General features: G+C 74.5%; 13 protein-coding genes and 1 pseudogene. 2 read left to right on the plus strand and 12 right to left on the minus strand.

Features of this window, described 5'->3' with window-relative positions; translation table 11 throughout:
- Window positions 1-130 precede the first annotated feature (130 nt).
- The 9 genes and pseudogenes from V1L54_RS02385 to V1L54_RS02425 form a co-directional block, all read right to left on the minus strand.
- Window positions 131-1012 (minus strand): GNAT family N-acetyltransferase, encoded by an 882-nt coding sequence (locus V1L54_RS02385; protein ID WP_330116137.1) that lies wholly within the window; start codon window positions 1010-1012, stop codon window positions 131-133.
- 322 nt (window positions 1013-1334) lie between these two features.
- Window positions 1335-1499: pseudogene (locus V1L54_RS02390) on the minus strand (DUF397 domain-containing protein); the annotation flags it as partial.
- A 46-nt stretch (window positions 1500-1545) separates the two neighbouring features.
- On the minus strand, window positions 1546-2409 hold the full coding sequence (locus V1L54_RS02395; protein WP_330116138.1) for a helix-turn-helix domain-containing protein: 864 nt from the start codon (window positions 2407-2409) through the stop codon (window positions 1546-1548).
- Window positions 2410-3593: 1184 nt separating this feature from the next.
- The gene (locus V1L54_RS02400; RefSeq protein WP_330116139.1) at window positions 3594-4895 is read right to left on the minus strand and encodes a SpoIIE family protein phosphatase; all 1302 of its coding nucleotides are present in this window, start codon (window positions 4893-4895) and stop codon (window positions 3594-3596) included.
- The gene (locus tag V1L54_RS02405; protein ID WP_330116140.1) at window positions 4895-5695 is read right to left on the minus strand and encodes an alpha/beta fold hydrolase; all 801 of its coding nucleotides are present in this window, start codon (window positions 5693-5695) and stop codon (window positions 4895-4897) included. Before V1L54_RS02405 ends, V1L54_RS02400 begins: the two co-directional genes overlap by 1 nt.
- Before the next feature lie 116 nt (window positions 5696-5811).
- Window positions 5812-7068, minus strand: coding sequence for a Cmx/CmrA family chloramphenicol efflux MFS transporter (locus V1L54_RS02410; RefSeq protein WP_330116141.1), 1257 nt, complete (start codon window positions 7066-7068; stop codon window positions 5812-5814).
- 60 nt (window positions 7069-7128) lie between these two features.
- The gene (locus V1L54_RS02415) at window positions 7129-11838 is read right to left on the minus strand and encodes an HD domain-containing protein (RefSeq protein ID WP_330116142.1); all 4710 of its coding nucleotides are present in this window, start codon (window positions 11836-11838) and stop codon (window positions 7129-7131) included.
- Between the two features lie 31 nt (window positions 11839-11869).
- Window positions 11870-12211 carry a Pepco domain-containing protein gene (locus V1L54_RS02420; protein ID WP_330116143.1) on the minus strand — a complete coding sequence of 114 codons (342 nt, stop codon included), beginning with the start codon at window positions 12209-12211 and terminating at the stop codon, window positions 11870-11872.
- 71 nt (window positions 12212-12282) lie between these two features.
- Window positions 12283-12927 carry a TetR/AcrR family transcriptional regulator gene (locus V1L54_RS02425; RefSeq protein ID WP_330116144.1) on the minus strand — a complete coding sequence of 215 codons (645 nt, stop codon included), beginning with the start codon at window positions 12925-12927 and terminating at the stop codon, window positions 12283-12285.
- Window positions 12928-13077: 150 nt separating this feature from the next.
- On the opposite strand from V1L54_RS02425, the gene V1L54_RS02430 reads away from it, so the two are divergent.
- Window positions 13078-13974 carry an NAD(P)-dependent oxidoreductase gene (locus tag V1L54_RS02430; RefSeq protein ID WP_330116145.1) on the plus strand — a complete coding sequence of 299 codons (897 nt, stop codon included), beginning with the start codon at window positions 13078-13080 and terminating at the stop codon, window positions 13972-13974.
- A gap of 128 nt (window positions 13975-14102) precedes the next feature.
- Here the strand turns inward: V1L54_RS02430 and V1L54_RS02435 are convergent, their stop codons facing one another.
- Entirely contained in the window at window positions 14103-14822 is a 720-nt protein-coding gene (locus V1L54_RS02435) for an HD domain-containing protein (RefSeq protein ID WP_330116146.1), read from the minus strand.
- A gap of 59 nt (window positions 14823-14881) precedes the next feature.
- Here V1L54_RS02435 and V1L54_RS02440 point away from each other — a divergent pair, with 59 nt between their 5' ends.
- Entirely contained in the window at window positions 14882-15613 is a 732-nt protein-coding gene (locus V1L54_RS02440) for a copper homeostasis protein CutC (protein ID WP_330116147.1), read from the plus strand.
- A gap of 6 nt (window positions 15614-15619) precedes the next feature.
- Here V1L54_RS02440 and V1L54_RS02445 read toward each other — a convergent pair whose 3' ends face one another.
- Together V1L54_RS02445 and V1L54_RS02450 are read right to left on the minus strand one after the other, a co-directional pair.
- Complete coding sequence (locus V1L54_RS02445; protein ID WP_330116148.1) at window positions 15620-16210, minus strand: calcium-binding protein; 591 nt, start codon at window positions 16208-16210, stop codon at window positions 15620-15622.
- 22 nt (window positions 16211-16232) lie between these two features.
- Window positions 16233-18518, minus strand: coding sequence for a HEAT repeat domain-containing protein (locus V1L54_RS02450; RefSeq protein WP_330116149.1), 2286 nt, complete (start codon window positions 18516-18518; stop codon window positions 16233-16235).
- Window positions 18519-18609 lie beyond the last annotated feature (91 nt).

Here is an 18609-nt window from a genome sequence, read left to right on the forward strand (position 1 = left end):
CGCGTGGGGGCGTCGAGGGGGGGGCCGCGCCTGGTGGGGCTCGGCACGTCGTTGAGCGGGGAGTCCATGACCTGAAGCCTGCCCGTCAGCCGGTCCGGCGACCACCGGATATCCCGCGCCTGATCCGATGTCACGATCCCGGCACCTGGGCGTCCCGGTACTGGTCCCGGACCTCGGGGTGTTGCCGGAAGCCGGCCGACCGGTAGGTGGCGACGGCGCCGGTATTGGAACTCGGGGTGCAGACGATCGCGCTCGACGAGCCCAGCTCCCGGAGCGCGGCCGCCGCGGCGAGGGTGATCGCCCTGCCGTAGCCGCGACGGCGGTGTTCCCGGTGCACGCCCATCGGTTCGAGCAGCCCGGGCCTGCCCGGACCGGCCGACCACACCGTCACCGCCGCCACCGCGTCACCGTGGTCGTCGTACGCGAGCAGACACCGGGCGTCGGCGTACGGCGATCCGGCCGCCATCGCGTGCCAGCGCTCGGCCGTGAACCTCGACCTGTCGAACGCCGCCCGGAGTACGGCGGCGAACACGCGCGCCCGCTCCGGTCCGGCCACCTCGATCCGCACGTCCGGGTCGTTCACCGGGTGCGTGAGGTCGCGGCGCAGGGGTGTCCACGGCTCGTCGGTCTTCCAGCCCTCCTGGGACAGCAGATCCTGGACCCGTGCGCCTCTCGGCGACTCGACGCTGGCCCTTCCCCCGGGCAGTGCGCCGCACTCCGGCTCGGTCACGTCCCCGACCAACTGCCGTGCCAGTTCCTCCTCCCGCTGGGCGTCCGGCGCGACCGCCAGCCGCAGCAGCCCGGGACCGTCCAGCAGTCCGACGGCGAGGATCCGTCCGTCCCGGCGCCACGTCCTGACCGCCGCGGCGGTCGCTTCCGCGCCTGACCGCCAGAACCAGCCCAGGTCTCCCGGATGCAGTTGCACCGGCGCCCCGTCGTGCTGCCACTCCCGCAGTACGCCCACGGCCTCGTTCAGCTCGTCGACTCCCGGTTTGCCCAACACGATCGCCATACCCCCGAGCACACACCACCGCACCGGCGGTCCGCACCCCGTTTCCGGCCGGGCCGGTGGGGCTCGGGTGCGGGGTGCGGGCGGGGTGGGTGCTGGGTCGGGGCCGGTCCGGGGCGACCATTCCGGACGGTACGATTTACGGCCGTTGCCGCCCCACGCGTCGTCACCCGCTCATTGGCCGCAAATAGTACTTGAGTGTCCGGAACGGTCGCCCCTCCCCGTCCCCTCCCGCCGTCGCCCGGCTGCCGGTTCGAGTCCCGGTCGGCCGTCTCCGGCGGTGTCGCGGCCCTGACGCCTGCCCCGTGGTTGGCGGTCGCTCCGGCTACGGGGCGTTCGGCTCTGTCCTGAGCGTGTTCGCGAATGCCTTCCACTCGCCCAAGGGGAAGACGAACGGGCCCAGGGAACGGTCCTTGCTGTCTCCGACGGCTATCAGGCCGTCGTCGGTGACGTGGACCTCTACGCAGTTGCCGGTTCCGCCGTTGGAGTAGCTGGACTTCTGTCAGCGTTCGGTCGGCAGGTCGTATCGCATGGTGTCAGCCCTTACCGTCGAACTCCGCCGCGATACCGGCGATCAGCCTCATCGACTCGGGCGATGACAGTGCCTGCGTGCGAAGGTGTTCCGCCGCGACGCGGTAAGGCTCCAGGCCGGTCTCTTCTTCGATGAAGACCCTACTCGCCTTCTGCTCCGGGAAGCAGATGTCCATGTCGGCCGGAGCCGGGTAGGTGAAGAGGCGGAAGCTCCCGTCGGTACCCGTGTGTGCCCCTGAGGTGTAGGGGATCACCTGGATTGAGAGGCGCGGTGGATTGTTGACCTTCTTGAGCGCTCGGAGCTGAGCGGCCATCGTCTTCGGTGTGCCCACCTGGCGGTGCAGGACCGCCTCGTCGAGGATGCAGATGATGCGCGGTGCGTCGTCACGCTCCAGGAGTTTCTGTCGTTCCAGACGGATCTGGACGGCCTGCCCGATGGGCGGGTTGTGCGGCGGTGGGAAGCCGCTGATGACGGCGTGTGCGTACTCCTCGGTCTGGAAGAGACCGGGAATGACGATGGCCTCGTACTCGAAGATCTGGGATGCGGTGGACTCCAGCTCGATCAGCTCTTGGAGTTGTGGGTTCACGATGTCGCTCCGCTGCTGCCACCAGCCGCGTTGACGGCTGGTGCGGTTCAGTTCCAGCAGGCCGGAGCGGAACCGCTCGTCGGTGACTCCGTAGAGATCGAGCAGTGCTGTCAACTCCAGCCGGTTCAGGCCGGTCTTGCCCGACTCGACACGGCTGGTCTTGGCATCGCTGCCGTCGATGGCCTCCGCCGCATTGATCTGTGAGACCTGCGCCTGCTCCCGCAGACGGCGCAGTTCCATACCCAGGCGCATCCTGCGCACCGTGGTGACGGGTCGTCCCATCAGTCCTTCCCCGTTTCAGGCGATATCGGCGCCAATATGAATGTCCCCTTGCAATCTGTAGATCAGAAATAGAATTGAACAATGCTTCGCAGGGTGGATAAGTGAGAACTTGCAGTTTCCTGTCTTGCGGTTCGTAGATCGGGTAGCCCGCCCTGGCGGTGACGTACGGCGCCGAAATCGTTGCCGAGAGTGGTTGTGCGTCCTGCTGAGGCACGCCATCCCTTCGCTGGAGGCTCCATCACCATCTCCGCGCGCATCCATGAGGACCGGCACTTCTGCGCCTGGGAGATAGCCGCTGAGGCGTGGGAGACCGAGGTGTGGCGGCGGGAGGTCGCGGCGGTGGTGCGGGCCGTGGGCGGGGCCCGGGCGGCGGTGGAGGTGGCGCGGCTGGGGGTCTGGGAGTTGCTGGCGAATGTGTGCCGGCACGTGGCCGGCCGGCGGTGTCGGCTGGAGGTGCGTCAGGGGCGGGGCACAGCGCTGGTGCGCTTGTTCGACCGGTCGCAGCGGGTGCCCCAGTGGGATTCCGAGCGGGGGTTGTGGCTGCTGCGGGAGATGGCCGACGGGCTGGGCTGCACGTGTGTGCCGGGGGTAAGTGGGTGTGGTTCACCGTGCTGCCGGCCGGCCCGGCGGAAGAAGGGTGAGCGGACCGGTGGCGTACCGGGCCGAGGTCGTCGCCTGCTGCGGGGTGCCCGGGCCGGGCATGTTCCCTCTGGGGGACTGCTTCTCGCCGCAGGTGGGGGAGGTGTGCAGTGGTGGGCGGGGGAGCGGGCGGTGCGGATCGCGGCGAGTCCGGGGCCGGCTGCCGCGCGGTTCCTCACCTGGGCGCACGAGGCGGGCACCGGCCGTACGCGCCGGCTGCTGTGTGCCGGGCGGGCGGTGGTCTACGGCCACGCAGGCGCCGGGTGTGTGCGGGAGTTGTCGCTGCGGCCGGTCCCGCAGGAGACGTGCAGTGGCGTACTTCCGGCAGTCGGGCGACGGCGGGAGGGGACGGGGAGGGGTGACCGTTCCGGACACTCAAGCGTGATTTGCGGCCGATGAGCGAGCAACAGAACGTGGGGCGGCAACGGCCGTAAATCATGCCGTCCGGAATGGTCGCCCCGGACCGGCCCCGACCCCCGCACCCACAGAACCCGCACCCCGGGCACAGCCCGGGCACGCACCCCCGTGCCCGCCCAGGGCACCCCTCACCCCGTCCGGACGGGCCGCCCCGCGCCGCGGCGGCGGGCGCCGTGGGGCGCGTCGCCGGAGGCGGGGACGCCCAGGGCCAGGACGGCGGTGTCGTCGTCCAGGCCCTCGCCGAAACCGTCCAGCAGCCGGGTGACCGCCGCGACGGCGGCGGGTGCCCCGGCCGGGGCCAGCTCCCCGGCGAAGTCGAGCAGGGCCTCCTCGCCGTAGCGCCCGCGGTCCTCGTCGGTGCGGGCCTCGGTCAGCCCGTCGGTGTAGAGGAGCAGGGTGTCGCCGGGGCGCAGCCGGGTCTCGACGGTGGTGAAACGTGCCTCCGGCAGCGCGCCGACGAGCTGCCCGCCGGGGGTGTACAGGTAGTCGGCGGTGCCGTCGGCGCGCAGCAGCAGGGCCGGCGGGTGGCCGCCGGAGGCCAGGGTGAGGGAGCAGCCGTGCTCGCCGGGGGCGAGCACCCCGTGGACGACCGTGCAGTGGCGCGGGTCGTGGCTTGAGTCGTTCTGGTGGAGCAGGAGGGTGTTGAGGGCGGTCAGCACCCTGGACGGATCGGGGTCGTGGACGGCGGCGGCGCGCAGGGAGTAGCGGGTCAGGGAGGTCACGATCGCCGCCTCCGCGCCCTTGCCGGACACGTCGCCCAGGAAGAACCCCCACCGGCCGTCGGCCAGCGGGAACAGGTCGTAGAAGTCGCCGCCGACCTCGTCCGCCGAGGCGGGGTGGTAGTGCGCGGCGACCTCGGCGCCCGGCACCTCGGGCAGCACCGGGGGCAGCAGGCTGCGCTGGAGGGTGCGGGCGAGCTGTACGGCGTGCTCACGCTCGGCCTCGGCCGCCCGGCGGGCGCGCAGCAGCTCCTGCTCGTAGGCGCGGCGGTCGCGGGCGTCGAAGACGGTGGTGCGGATCAGCAGGGGGCGGCCCTCGGAGGAAGTCTTGACGGTGGAGGTGATCAGCACCGGCAGCCGCTCGCCGGAAGCGGTGCGCATCTCCAGGGCGATGCCGCCGAGGTGGCCCTGCATGCGCAGCAGCGGGGCGAAGTGGGTCTCGTGGTAGAGCCGCCCGCCGACGGTGAGCAGGTCGGCGAAGGTGCGGCGGCCGACCAGTTCCTCGCGGGTGCGGCCCAGCCAGTTCAGCAGGGTGCCGTTGATCCTGGCGATCTTCCCGTCCATGAGGGTGGACAGGTAGCCGCACGGCGCGTTCTCGTACAGGTCCTCCACGCTGTCCTCCAGGAGGGCGGAGAAGGCGGCGTCGTCGGGGCTCCCGTTTCCCGCGCCGCCGTCTCTTCCGGGACCGGGCCCGGGTCCCGCGGCGCTCATCACCGGGTCCGGGCGAAGGAGGCGATCGCCTCGGTGGTGGCCTCGGGGGCGCTCAGCTGCGGGCAGTGCCCGGCGGCGTCCAGGGTGACCAGTTCGCAGCCGGGGATGCTGTCCCGGACGAACTCGCCCACCTCGGGCGGGGCGATCGCGTCCGGCACGCACTGGATCGCCCGGGTCGGCACGCGCACCTTCGACAGGTCCGCGCGGTTGTCGGAGAGGAAGGTGGTGTGGGCGAAGACCCGGGCCATCTCCGGATCGGTGCGGCAGAAGCTGTTGGTCAGTTCCTCGCCCAGCTCGGGCCGGTCCGGGTTGCCCATGATCACCGGTGCCATCGCCGCCGACCAGCCCAGGTAGTTGCTGTCCAGCGATTCCAGCAGTTCGTCGATGTCCGCGCGGCTGAAGCCGCCCCGGTAGTCGCCGTCGTCGAGGTAGCTGGGCGAGGGCGTGAGCAGCACCAGCTTCGCGAACCGTTCCGGTTCGCGTATCGCCGCCAGCACCCCGGCCATGGAGCTGACCGAGTGCCCGACGAACACCACCGGGGGCAGGTCCAGCTCGTGAATGATCTCCAGGACGTCCTCGGCGTACCCGTCCAGCGAGGAGTAGCGCCCGGGGTTCCAGGCGGCCGGGTCGGAGTGGCCGGAGCCTACGTGGTCGAAGAGCACCACCTTGAACTCCTCGGCCAGGGCGGGCGCCACCAGGCGCCACAGGTTCTGGTCGCAGCCGAAGCCGTGGGCCAGCATCATCACCGGTCCGTCGTCCCGGCCGGTGACGGTGATGTTGTTCTTGGTACGCACGTCCATCAGGGTGTGTCCTTCCGTCACCGGAGGTCGCCGACCGCGGTCGGCGGGTGTGGGCCGTCGGGGGCGGCCCCTCCCGGAGGGGCCGTGTTCCCGGGATTCGCCGGGCCTACCATCCGTCAGACCGCCGGTCCGGCGGCCCGCGCGGGCGCGCCCTCGGGCGGTGAGCCGGCCACCTTGCGGGAGGCGGCCGTACGACGGTACTGCCGGGAGGCGGCGAACGTGGTGCCGACGGCCGCGGCGGACAGCAGCGCGGCGGCCCAGGCGACGCCCTTGTACCCCAGGCCCGCGCCGATGACCAGGCCGCCCACCCAGGGGCCGATGGTGTTGCCGATGTTGAACGCCGAGGTGTTCGTCGCGCCCGCCAGGGTGGGAGCGGCACCGGCGGCCTCGAACATCCGGGCGTTGAGCGCGGGGGCGGTGAAGAAGGCCGTCACGCCGAGCGCCACCGCCAGGGCGACGGCCGCAGCCGGGATGTGGGCGGTGAGCGCCAGCAGGGCCAGGGCCGCGGTGGTGGCGGTGATGCCGGTGTACATGGTGCCGAACAGGCGGCCGTCGGCGACCCGGCCGCCGATGGCCGTGCCGAGCAGCGCGCCGACCCCGAACAGCGCCAGTACGGTCGGCACCCAGCTCTCGTCCAGGCCCGCCGTGTCGGTGAGGAGCGGGGAGAGGTAGGAGAAGAGGCAGAAGGTGGCGGCGGCGTTGAGCGCGATGAGGACCAGCGTCAGCCACACCTGGCCCTCCCGGTAGATCCGCAGCTCCCGGCGGAGCACGGGCCGGTCGGCGCCGGTGGGCGGTCCGGAGCGGGGGACGAGAGTCAGCACCCCGGCCACGCCGATCGCGGAGAGGGCGGCCACCGCCCAGAACGCGGACCGCCAGCCCGCCTGCTGCCCCAGGAACGCCCCGGCGGGTACGCCCAGCACGTTGGCGACGCTCAGTCCGCCGATCATCACGGACATCGCCCGGGCCCTGGCGCCCTCGGGCGCCAGCGACACGGCCACCGCCGCGCCCACGGCCCAGAACCCGGCGCAGGCCAGCGCGCTGATCACCCGGGAGACGAACAGCACCTCGTACGTCGGCGCCAGCGCCCCGGCCACCTGCCCGAGCCCGAAGACGGTCAGCAGCGCGACGAGGGTGGTGCGGCGGGGCAGCCGCAGGGTGGCCCCGGCCAGCACCGGCGCCCCGACCACCATGCCGATGGCGAAGGCGGACACCAGCAGCCCGGCCCGCGGAATGGACACGTCCAGGTCGCGGGCCATCGGCTGGAGCAGCCCGGCGATCATGAACTCCGAGGTGCCGAGGGCGAAGACGGACAGGCCGAGGACGTAGACGGCGAGCGGCATGCGGGGCTTGGCGCCGGTGGTGGGTCTGGGCATGTCAGCCGACAACACCGCAGGTGGCGACAGCATTCCTCCCCGTCGGGAATGTTGGACACGTCATTGCGCGGAGACGGGCGCGGTCTCCTCCCCGGGCTCCTCGAACCAGTCCTCGGCCTCGTGGGACATCCCCAGGCGGGTGGCGGTGCGGGCCGCCGTGTGGAAGGTGGTACGGGCGCGCATGGCGGCACAGGCGAGGGCGGGCAGGGAGATCCGGGAGCCGGGCGGCGCCGGCACCGCCGGGACCAGGCCGATGGAGGACAGGGAGCGGTACAGCAACTCCTCCTGCTCGATGTCGCGCCGGAACTCCTCCGGGACGGGCCGGACCTCCAGCCCGAGCCGGGCGAGGTCGGCGGCCACGTCCGCCATGGTGCGGTGGGTGTGCAGTGCGGCGGCGTACAGCCGCTCCGGTGTGACGGGGTCGAAACGTGACGGCCTGGTGAGGTAGGGCATATTGGCCAGCGCTTCGAGGTCCCTCTTGCTGAGGCGGTTCAGAAAGTCGGTGTCCGGGGCGAGGCGGAACCCCGCGGCGCGCAGCCGTCCGGCCAGCTCCGGGACGGTGCTGGCCGACACCTGCCGCAGCAGATGGGCGAAGACGGCGGCGCTCAGCACCTCGCCCTCCGCCAGTCGCAGGAAGTGGAGACCGACGAGGGCCTCGAAGACCCGTATGTCCTCCCCGGTGGGTCGGCCGTGCTCCGGGCGACGGTCCGGCACCTCGTAACCGAGCCGGCGGAGCCGCTGCGCGACCTCGGACTCCCCGCAGCCGAGGCGGGACGCCCCGAGGGCGAGCAGGAACCGGGGAACGGGCCGGTCGACCGGGGGGCGGTGGCCGAGCAGCACCCGGTCGTCGTCGTGCAGGAAGTCCACCCCGGCCGCCCCGGGGGACGGGGTGAAACCGGCCTCTTCGAGCAGTCCGACCACCGAGCGCACGGAGCGTCTCGCCTCGAAGGCCGTGCGCACGATCCGGGCCGTGGAGACCTCCCGGTCCCACTCCACCGGATCGTCGTGCTCGTGCCACTGCCACAGCTCCGCCAGGACTCTCCGGTCCTCCGGGGACCACGGGCGGGTGCGGAGCGCTCCGGCGGACACGCGGTGGCCGAGCGCCGCCAGCCGCTCCGCGGCCTCGGCCGGGGAGCGGCCGGCCAGGGCCGCGCTGTAGGAGATCCGGGCCGGTGACAGCGGGACACCGGGATCCGGCGGTTGGTGGGACGAGCCCGGGACGTTCAGCAGGGGGAGGTCCTCGGTGGTCACCGTCTCCATGCCGTCCGGAAGCGAGACGGGGAAGCCGAGTCGGCCGAGCCTTTCCACCACCTGGGCCGCCGGGTGCCCGGTGGCCTGGACGCAGCGGAGGATGTCGGCCGGGCCGAGGGGCTGAGCGGGCGACCGCCAGAAGAACAAGTCCTGCAAGGCCACCCAGCCGCTCTCGCGTAGAGCACCGGGACCTGGTAGGGAACGGGGGATCCAGCGGAAGGGGGGCCGGTCCCATGCCAGCCCGGTTTCGCGGCAGTCGGTGCTCAGCAGGATCAGATCCGAGGGCAGGGCGGGACAGGATGGTGCCGTCGCCCGCGCGAGCCGTGGGACACCGGCGCGGTCCACGGCCGAGTACAGGGTCCGCAGGCGCCGGCGCAGGACCGGCTCGGGCAGGGTGCGCACGAGCGAGGCGGGCCAGGGCGGGTTCTCCAGGAACGCCCCGTGCTCCCCGGTCAGCAGATGCAGCAGTGTCCTGTCGGGCGGGAAGAAACCGACCAGCCCGAACGACAGCTCATGATCGCCCACGGGCCAGTCGATGTTCGCCCGCACGGCGCCTTCCGCCACCTCGTCGGCGATGACCGGGACGCGTTGGCAGACCTCGGTCAACCAGGCCGGTGTCACCACGGGCCGTGCGGTGTCGATCAGAAGGGGAGCGGCCGTCCGCAGCACCGCCGCGACGTGGGAGGCGTCGTAGGAGCGGGCCGCCCTCCGGTCGGCGGTCAGCTCGGGGCGGTACCGGCCGCGGAGGTCGACGATCGCGCCGTACGGTGGGAGCGGGTTTGGTCCGCTGGTCTGCTGGCTCAGCACCAGGCCGTCGGCCAGCAGCCTGCCCTCCTCGGAGGTCCACCACAGGCCCGGGTGCGACGAGGGGAAGAACGGGATCGGCGGAGTGATGCGGCCCCTCGCCTCGTACTCCACGGCCCTCGCGTCCAGTTCCCCCGGCACCCACTCGTGCGTACGGGAGCCGTGCACGGCCCGGGTGCGGTAGGACGCCACCCACAGCACCTTCAGCAGCTCGTCCACGCACGACGTCCCCGCCGCCTGCGGTGTCAGGTGCAGTCGCACCCGGGTGCCCGCCCAGTCGCCCGGCCCCCGGTCCTCGATGCGGAACAGGTTGCCCGGACCCGCGATCGTCACCCTCAGCACCCGGCCGGGACGCCCGTCGCGGCCCAGCCGGCAGGTGTGCACGGTGATCTCGTCGGCCAGCATGAAGTAGCTCAGCACGCCGATGCCGAAGCGGCTGTTGGGGAACAGCTCCACCGGCGGGTCGAGCTCCGCCCACTGGGCCGCCTCCTCCACGTACTCCGGCAGGTCCACGAAACGGGCGCCGCCCTGGGAGAAGGTGCGGCTGAGCTCGTTGACACCCATGCCGACGCCGTTGTCGCGGCACTCCAGGTACGGGCGGCCGTCCTCGTCCGTGCCCTGGGTGAACTCGATCAGCCCCTTCCACTCCGGCAGCTCGCGCCCGGTGCGCCGCAGGTAGGCCGTACGGGCCTCCCGGTGGCGGCAGGCGTCCAGCGCGTTCTGGTACAGCTCGCGGACGGCCAGGCCGCGGTCGCCGTACAGCTCCTCGCCCATCAGCAGTTCCTGGACGCGGTCCTCGGCCAGATGGAAGCGGATGCCCGCCGAGAGCTCCTCGGGGGTGCTGCCGTTCAGGCGGACGCGGTCGGCGTTGGCGTACGGCGGCAGACCGCTCAGCGGGGCCAGCGGGGCGGTGCGGCCGGAGGCGGCGCGGCTGATGTCGCGCAGCAGGCAGTCCACACGTCCGGCGTGGTCGTGGAGGGCGATCTCCACGGCCGGGTGCCCGCAGACGGCATTGAGGACGCGTCCGACACCGGACGGGGTCCACTGCGAGGAGCGCAGGGTGGTGCGCAGCTCGGCCAGGTCCACGCTGTCGGAGATGCCGAGGTGCTCCACGACGACCTCGGGCAGGTCGACCGGGTCGACGGCGAGCGCCTGCGCCGCCTTGGTGAGACAGGCCACCAGCGGTTCCCGCAGCTCGTGCTCGTCGGCGGTGCTGGCGGCGATCAGTGCGCACTCCTCCAGGTCACCGGGCCGGGGCACGGCGAACGGGGTGGTGCGCTGGTCCTTCACGAAGCGCAGCAGCCGCTCGGCGGCCAGGGTGTCGTGGATCCACGCCGGACGTTCCCGGTGCTCCGGATCGGCGGTGAGGGTGCCGACGAGCTCCTTGAAGGACGGCGGGGCGTACACGTCGGGCTGCTGGAGCAGCCAGCGGTGGAACAGCCACCACAGGACGTGCCCGTCCGAGCCGTCCCGGCGGTCGGTCTGCTCGATCCGGCGGAGCCTGCGGTGCAGTCGCGGGTACCGCTGCACGAAGGCCCGGAAGCGGTCGCCCTCCGGGGTGTGGCCGGCGGCGTACGCGGCGGGGACATCGGCCCGGCGGGCGGCCTCCTGGGCCCAGAACGCCTGGTGGAGGAGGGGGAGCAGGACGAGCAGCCCGGCCTCGCTCGGGGAGAGCCGCTCCGCCCCGTTCACCTTTCCCAGCAGGAAGCCCATTCGGTCGCCCGCGCGCTTCGCCAGCTCCCCGTCGTACCAGGGGTCCTCGGCCAGCGCGGTGTTGGCCCGCTCGCAGACCTCGGCCAGCCGGGCGGCGAGCGCGGTGCAGACCTCCTTCATGGCGTCCAGGGCGGCCGCGCGCTCCGGATCGGTGCGGTGCCAGGCCGGATGGGTCTCCACCGCCCCGACCCAGGGATGGGTCCGGACCTCGCGCGTCGGCCCCGGCAGGACGCCGAACTCCCGCTTCTCGGTGTCGGTGCGGACCCGGACGTCCTGCCGCGGCTTGCCGTACGCGGCGCGCAGCTCGTCCATGCGCTCCTGGACGGCCTCCTCGAACCCGCCGAGGTCCAGGGCGTACCGGTGACCGGCGACCACGTCGCGGACCGCCCGGGAGAAGAGGCTGAACGACGCGCCGGGCTCCGTGCCGGGGGCGGCGCCGTCCCGCACGGTGTCCTTCTCGCGGACGAACCGGGCGAGCTGCCCCGGTGAGCAGGCGTACACGTACGCGACCTTGCGCCTGAGGTTGGCCTCGATCTTCCGCCTGCTCCACCCGCCGACGCCGGGGGGCGGAGCCATGGTGTCCGTGTCCGTCTCCAGGCCCTCGCGGCAGGCGTCGATCAGGAACACCACCCGTGCGGCGGGGGAGTTCTCCAGCTCGCGCTGCCAGCCGATCTCGACACAGCTCTCGGCGAAGGGCCGGATGTCGAAGCCGGCGTCCTCGGGGACGAGGTAGTCCCTGCCCTGGAAGTGCTGGCCGTGTCCGCTGAGGACGATCAGCAGGGTGTCGCCGCGCCCGGCCTCGCGCAGGAACCGGCCCACCTCCCGGTTGACGAGGTTGGGGGTGATGCCGCGCGGCGACTCGGCGGTCTCCGCCGACTCGAAGCCCCGCTCGGCGAGGGCCTCGGCCAGCCGCTGGAGGTCGCCGGGGACGAACGGCAGGGAGCCGATGTGCGGGTCGTCGTACTCGCTCGCGCCGATGAGCAGCGCCTTGTGCCGGGCCATGGGCGTCCTACGGGCTCGCGGGTCCACGGGCTCACGGGCGGCGGAAGGTGAGGGTCAGCCCCCGCGCGTTCTGCATCTGACCGGTGCCGATGAGCTGGACGCCGCCGCTCGCGGTCACCTGGAACGACAGCTGGGCCTCGGCCAGCGGGAGCGCGCCGCCGCGCGCCTCCACGTCGGCGAAGAGCTTCTGGAGGGCGTCGACGGTCTCCGCCAGGTTCCTGCGGAGCGCGCCCAGCGGAACGGAACGCAGTACGGCGTCGCCGCTCCGGCGGACCAGGCCCATGGAGTCGTCCTGCTCCTCCTCGTCCTCCTCGGTGACCTCGACCCAGAAGGGGAGGGTGGCCTCGTCGAGGGACGCCGAACGCTCTTCCATGCTGCTCCGTTCCCCGGTGCGCGGTGCTGTGACCGGTCAACTTTAGGGCCGGAACGAGCGAGTTGATGAGGTTATGCGGTCAACGGCCCGGTCTCTGTGGCCGAATCGGGACGTGCGGGATCCCGGTCCGGAACGGCCGCGCCGTCCAGCAGGGGGGTGAGCTCCCGGACGACGGTGGTCAGGGCGCGGGGGTCCCGTTCGGCGCGGGCGATCACGATGGCGCCCTCCAGGGCGCTGATCATCACGGTGGCCAGGGGCTCGGCGCGCTCCCGCGGTACGCCCAGTGCCGTCAGCGCCCGGGCCACCGGGGCGGTCCAGGCGGCGAAGGCGGCGGCGGCCGCCTCGCGGGTGGAGTCGGAGGCGTCCGCGCGGTCCGCCGTCGCGGCGGCGACCGGGCAGCCGGCCAGCGAGCCGGTCCGCTCCAGCTCGTCGGTCCACTGGCGGGCCATCGCGGCGAACAGGGCGCCGGGGGAGGGCGTGGCCAGCTCGGCGAGGAACCGGTCGACGCGCTTCGCGGCGTAGCGGCCCGCCCAGGCCAGGGCCTCGTTGACCAGTTGTTCCTTGCCGCCGGGGAAGTAGTGCTGGAGCGAGCCGCGGGGCGCGTCCGCGTGTGCGGCGACCTCGCGCATGCCCGCCGCGGCGACTCCGCCGCGGCGGATGAGCTGGGCCGCGCTGAAGACCATCCGCTCGCGCGGCCCCCGCTCGGTACCCGGCATGGCGGACCTCCGGACGATCGGTGAACCGGGCGGGCGGCTGCCGCCTCGGGGGCTTCGGTCAGCTTATAGACGCCGCCCGGACCGGCTGTGGCGGTGTCGGGACGCCGCTACTATGACGACCGTCATAATCGAGGGAAGCGGTGGTGCGGGATGGGCACGGGATTCATCGGGCTCGGTGTCATGGGACAGCCCATGGCCCTCAATCTGGCGCGGGCGGCGGGGGAGGCGGGGGAGCGGCTGACCGTCTGGAACCGCACCGCCGCCCGGAGCGAACCGCTGCGCGCCGCCGGGGCGGAGGTCGCGGCAGGCCCGGCCGAGGTCTTCGCCCGGGCCCGTACCGTCTTCCTGATGCTGGCCGACGGCGACGCGATCGACGCCGTCCTGGCCCGCGGCACCCCGGAGTTCGCCGCGCGCGTCGCCGGGCGCACGGTCGTCCACATGGGGACGACCTCTCCCGAGTACTCGCGCGCCCTGGCGGCCGAGGTGCGCGCGGCGGGCGGCGACTACGCCGAGGCGCCCGTCTCCGGCTCCCGGGTGCCCGCCGAGGAGGGGCGGCTGGTGGCGATGCTGGCCGGGGAGGACGGGGTGGTGGCGGCCGTACGCCCGCTGCTCGCGCCGATGTGCGGGCGGGTGTTCGAGTGCGGTCCGGTCCCGGGGGCGCTGCTGACGAAGCTGGCGGTGAACCTGTTCCTGATCACCACGGTCACCGGGCTCGCCGAGGCCTTCCACTTCGCCGACCGGCACGGCCTGGACCGCGAGCTGTTCCTGGACGTGCTCGACGCCGGGCCGATGGCCAGCGCCGTCTCCCGCATGAAGGCGCCCAAGCTGCTGGCGCGCGACTTCTCCGTCCAGGCCGCGATCGCGGACGTGCTCAAGAACAACCGGCTGATCGCCGAGGCGGCCCGGGCGGCCCGGGTGGCCTCGCCGCTGCTGGACGTCTGCCACGCCCTCTTCGCCGAGACGGCGGAGCTGGGGTACGGCGGGGAGGACATGGCGGCCGTGCTGCGGGCGATCGAGACCCGGACCGACTGCCTGCCGGACGGCTGAGCCGCCGGGCCGCCGGGCCCTGGCGCCGGGTCCGGACGCCGGACCGCTGGGCGCCCGGCCCCGGCCCCGGGCCGCTGGAGCGCCGGGGCCCGTTCCCCGCGCGATCCCCACGGGGCGCCGGGCGCCCCTCACCCCGCCGCGTCCGCCGAGCCCGCAGTCAGCAGCTCCAGTTCGGTGGTCAGGTTGCGGCGTGCGGCGCGCTCCCAGTTCTCCCGGCCGTGGCGGGTGCGGAACAGGGCGGGCAGGGCCAGCAGGTGCCGCAGCACGTCGGCGCGGCCGGTGCGGAAGGCGTCGTCGGGGACGAAGGCGTACTCCTCGCGCACGGCGGCGGCGTAGGCCGCGTACTCCCGCGGGCCCGCGGCCAGGACCGCCAGGTCGGCGTCGCACAGCACCTCGCCGGCCCGGTCGCCGGGCGCCGGGTCGTGGCCGGCGGTGAGGCGGATCAGCCGGGCCACCTCGGCGGCGCGTTCGGCCGGTACGCCCGCCTCGGTCAGGGCGCGCTCGGCGAGCCGGGCGCTGCGCTCCTCGTTGGTGGAGCGGTCCGGGCGGTAGACCGCGTCGTGGAACCAGGCCGCCAGGGTGGCGGTGGCGAGCTCCCCGGGGTCCTCGCAGTGCGGGGCGAGCAGCTCGATCCGGTCCAGGACGGCGATCAGGTGGCCGGTGGTGTGGTAGCGGCGGTGGGGTTCGGCCCAGCGGGCGAGGAGGTCCTCGGCGTAGGCGTACGGCGAGGGCACCTCGTCGGGGGAGACGTCCCGGCGGCGGACGGCCAGCAGGGCGCCGGCCCAGCGTTCGCGCAGCTCGTCGTGGTCCGGGTGGCGGTCCGGGCGGTGGTTCTGTGGCGTGGCCATGGCGGTAATTGTGGGACGCCCACTCCCGTGGTGTCCGGCGATGTGGCAGGCTCCGGCATATGTCTAGACCAATGCTCGCCAGATCGACGCCCGCCAGGCCGCTGCTCGAGGTCATCGCCCTCGACGCCCGGGACGCGGCCGCCGCGCAGGACGGCGGGGCGGACCGCCTCGAACTCGTCGCCGACATGGCCCGCGACGGACTCACCCCGGCCCGCGAGACCTTCGCCGCCGTCCGCGCCGCCGTCCGCGTCCCGGTGCGGGTGATGCTGCGGGACACGGACGGCTTCGCCGCGGGCGGCCCGCGTGCCCTGGACGCCCTGTGCGAACGGGCCCGCGCCCTGCGGGCCGAGGGCGCCGAGGAGTTCGTGCTCGGCTTCCTCGACGACACCGGCGCCCCGGACCTGGCCGCGATCACGGCCCTCCTCGCCGCCGTCCCCGGCTGCCGCTGGACCTTCCACCGCGCCATCGACCACGCCGCCGACCGCGACGGCCTGCGCAAGCGGCTCGACGGACTGCCCGGTCTGGACGCCTGTCTCACCGCGGGCTCGGCGGACGGCGTGGCCGCGGGCCTGGAGACGCTGTGCGCCGAGGCGGCCCGGGCGGCGGCCGGGGAGCCCGGCCACCGCCCGCTGCTGATGGCCGGCGGCGGACTGACGGCGGACCACGTCCCCGCGCTGCGCGCCGCGGGCGTCACCGCCTTCCACATCGGCGGCGCCGCCCGCGCCGGCGGCTGGGACACCCCGGTCTCGGCGGACGCGGTGCGCGCCTGGCGCGCGCTGCTGGACGCCTGAGCGGGCTCAGCGCTCGCAGTTGATCTCGACCTCGGCCTCGCAGCGGTCGATGCCCGGCCCGCCGTCGACGGTGTCGTGGCCCTCGCCGCCGATGACGGTGTCGTCGCCGCGGCCGCCGTCGATGGTGTCGTCGCCCGGGCCGCCCCGCAGGTCGTCGGCCCCGCCCCGGCCGTCGATGGTGTCGTGGCCGGGGCCGCCCAGCAGGTCGTCGTGGTCCCGGTTGCCGAGGAGGGTGTCGTCGCCGTCCTCGCCGTGGGCCGTGTGGAACGCCGTCAGGATCCCGGAGGTGTCGGGGAAGACGTTGCCGAACCAGTCGTCGCCCGGTCCCAGACAGGCGACCGGAAAGGCCAGGCTGCCGTGCTCGACGAACACCGTGTCGTCGCCGGCGAGTGTGACGACCACGCCGTCGTGGATCGTGAAGTGGTCGTCCCCGTCGGTGCCCACCCGGTCGGCGGGGAGTTCCTCCCCGGTGTCCGGGTCCCGGCAGGTGACGGGAGCGGGGTCCTGGGCGGCGGTGGCGGTGGGCGCGGTCAGGGCCAGGGCGGCGGCGGTGGCCAGTACGGTGGCGGCACCGGCGGTTCTGCGTAACGCCTTCACGGGAGTCCTCCTCACCGGACGCTTACGGGTCGCCCCGGCCAGTGCCCGCGCCGCCCGCCGGGAAACCGTCCCCTTCCGGACATCCGCCCGCCGGGAGGGGGCACGAGGAGAGGCCGGCCACGGCGGCCGCGACCGCCCGGGCCCGCTCCCGGAAGCGCTCGTCCGCCCGGACGATCCCGTGCTCCGCGCCCCACCTCCGCACCCGCCGGTCGCGCTCGGCCAGGGAGGCCAGTCTGCGCAGCCGCTCGCCGGCCGGCACACCGGTGTCACCGTCGGCCAGGGCGGCCAGGGCCTCCAGCGCGGTCTCCGGGTCGGCGCCCTCCTCGGCGGCGGCCAGTACGGCGTCGGCCACGGCGGTACGGTCCACCCCGTCCGGCGCGCACGCCAGCAGCGCGAGCGCCGCGGCCGGGGCCTGCCCGCGGTCCGGGTCCGCCAGGAGCCGCTCCAGCCGGGGCCGCAGCGGGCGCCCGGCGGGCCCGAGCAGCGCCGCCGCCCGTGCCGCCCGCACCCCGGTCCACCGGAACCACGGCTCCTCCGCCGCCCGTGCGAGCACCCCGTCCAGCACCCGTACCGCCTCGCCGGCCTCACCGGTGATCCGCCACAGCGCGACGGCCACCTCGGCGTCAGCCTCCAGCCGCGGGGCGGTACGGGCCTTCCCCGGGGCCGCCGGTCCGCCGAGCGCCGCGCGCAGCGCGGGCACCAACTCGGCCGCGTCCGGCCCCAGTTCTCCCGCCGTGCGCGCCGCCTCGGCGCACCGCACCTCCACGCCTGCGGTCACGCCGTCCGCCAGCTCGGCGGCGAGGGCGTCCAGCAGCGGACCCGTCTCACCGGTCATGCCGTACAGCGCGCGGGCCGCCACCAGCCGGCCCTCCGCCGGGCCCATCGCCACCGCGTCGCGCAGCTCGCCGGCCACCTTCTCCCGCTTCCGCTCCGGGCACACCGCCGCCAGCGCCCCGGGCACGGCCCGCGGGAAGCGGGACAGCGCGGCCCGCAGCTCCGGCAGCGCGGCGGCGGCGCGCTCGCCCCAGCCGGTCAGCAACCGCGCCAGTTGGAGGGGTTCGTTGCGGTGCAGGTCGGAGCCCGGCGCGGCCAGCCGGGCCCGTACGGCGTCCAGCAGCTCAGGCGTGAACGGGAACGGCGGCGCGCCGTCCGGGGCGCGGAAACCGGCGGCGGCGTCCAGCGCGCGCGGCCGCCCGGCCAGGTCACGGGCGAGCAGCGGGGCGGCCCGCTCGGGGTCGGCGACGGCGAGGACGGCGAGCGCCCGGTCGGCGAGCTCGTCGTCCCCGGCCCCTTCCCTCTCGGCTTCCCCCGCGGCGAGCGCGGCCAGCGCGGGCACGGCGGGCGCCGCGTGGTGCGGGAGGAGCTCCAGGACGGACAGGGCGTCCCGGGCCGAGGACGGCTCGTCCAGCAGCGGTGGCAGGGCGGGCACCAGCCGCGCCGGGGCGCTCCGGGAGAGCAGACAGGCATGGCGGGCGGCCCACAGCGCCTCCGTCCGCACCCCGGGCTGGGGCGTGCGCAGCCCCGCCTCCAGCAGGGCGAACGCCGCCTCGCGCCCGTCGGCGGTGCCGCGCTCCAGCAGCGCCCCGACGGCGTACCGCAGCGGTTCCGCGCGCTCGGCGTCGAACCGCCCGGCGACCAGTTCACCGGCCGGGAGGAGGGAGAGCAGCGTCTCGTGGTGGGCGGCCGTCCAGGGCAGCCCGGCGTCCAGGCAGGCCAGCACGGCCACGACGCGCACCCGCGGCGGCTGCGCCGGACCGAGGGCCGCCAACGCCGCCCCGGCGCCGCCCACCGGGTCGAGCCGCACCAGCGCGTCCAGCAGCTCCGCCCGTACGGCCGCCGCCGGCTCCGCCGCCCACCGCTCGCGCAGCGCCGGAAGCACCTCGCGCGGGGCCGCGGTGTGCCCGGCCGCCCAGGCGGCGGCCGACCGCACCCCGGGGTCGGCGTCCGACAGCAGCGGCAGCAGCAGCGGCGACTGCGCGGCGACGGCCGCCCGGCAGGCGCCCCGCGCGACACCGTGCTCGTCCTCGCTCTCCGCGATGCCGCCGAGCAGCCCCAGCAGCTCGGCCGTCCGGCACCCGGCCGCCGCCAGCCGCGCCAGGTACGGCACGGCCTCGGCGGTGGCGGCGTACACGGTGCCCTGGTGGAGGAGGCAGCCGTACAGCCCGCTCAGCGCCTCCGCCGCGGCCTCCGCGTCCGCACCGGCCAGCGCCCGCAGCAGCCCGGGCACGTCCGCCGCGCTGCCGTAGGCGTGCTCCGCCGAACCCCACGGGTGGGTGTCCGCGGCGTCGAGAACCTGTGCGACGTCCATGCCCGGATGATGGCAGGCGCGTCCGGCGGCGGACGAGAGGAGGCCGGTGCTTCGGCGCTTCCGGGTGGCCGCCCGCCGGGTGCGGCGGCCA

The organism is Streptomyces rubellus (assembly GCF_036323805.1).
Taxonomy (GTDB): Bacteria; Actinomycetota; Actinomycetes; order Streptomycetales; family Streptomycetaceae; genus Streptomyces.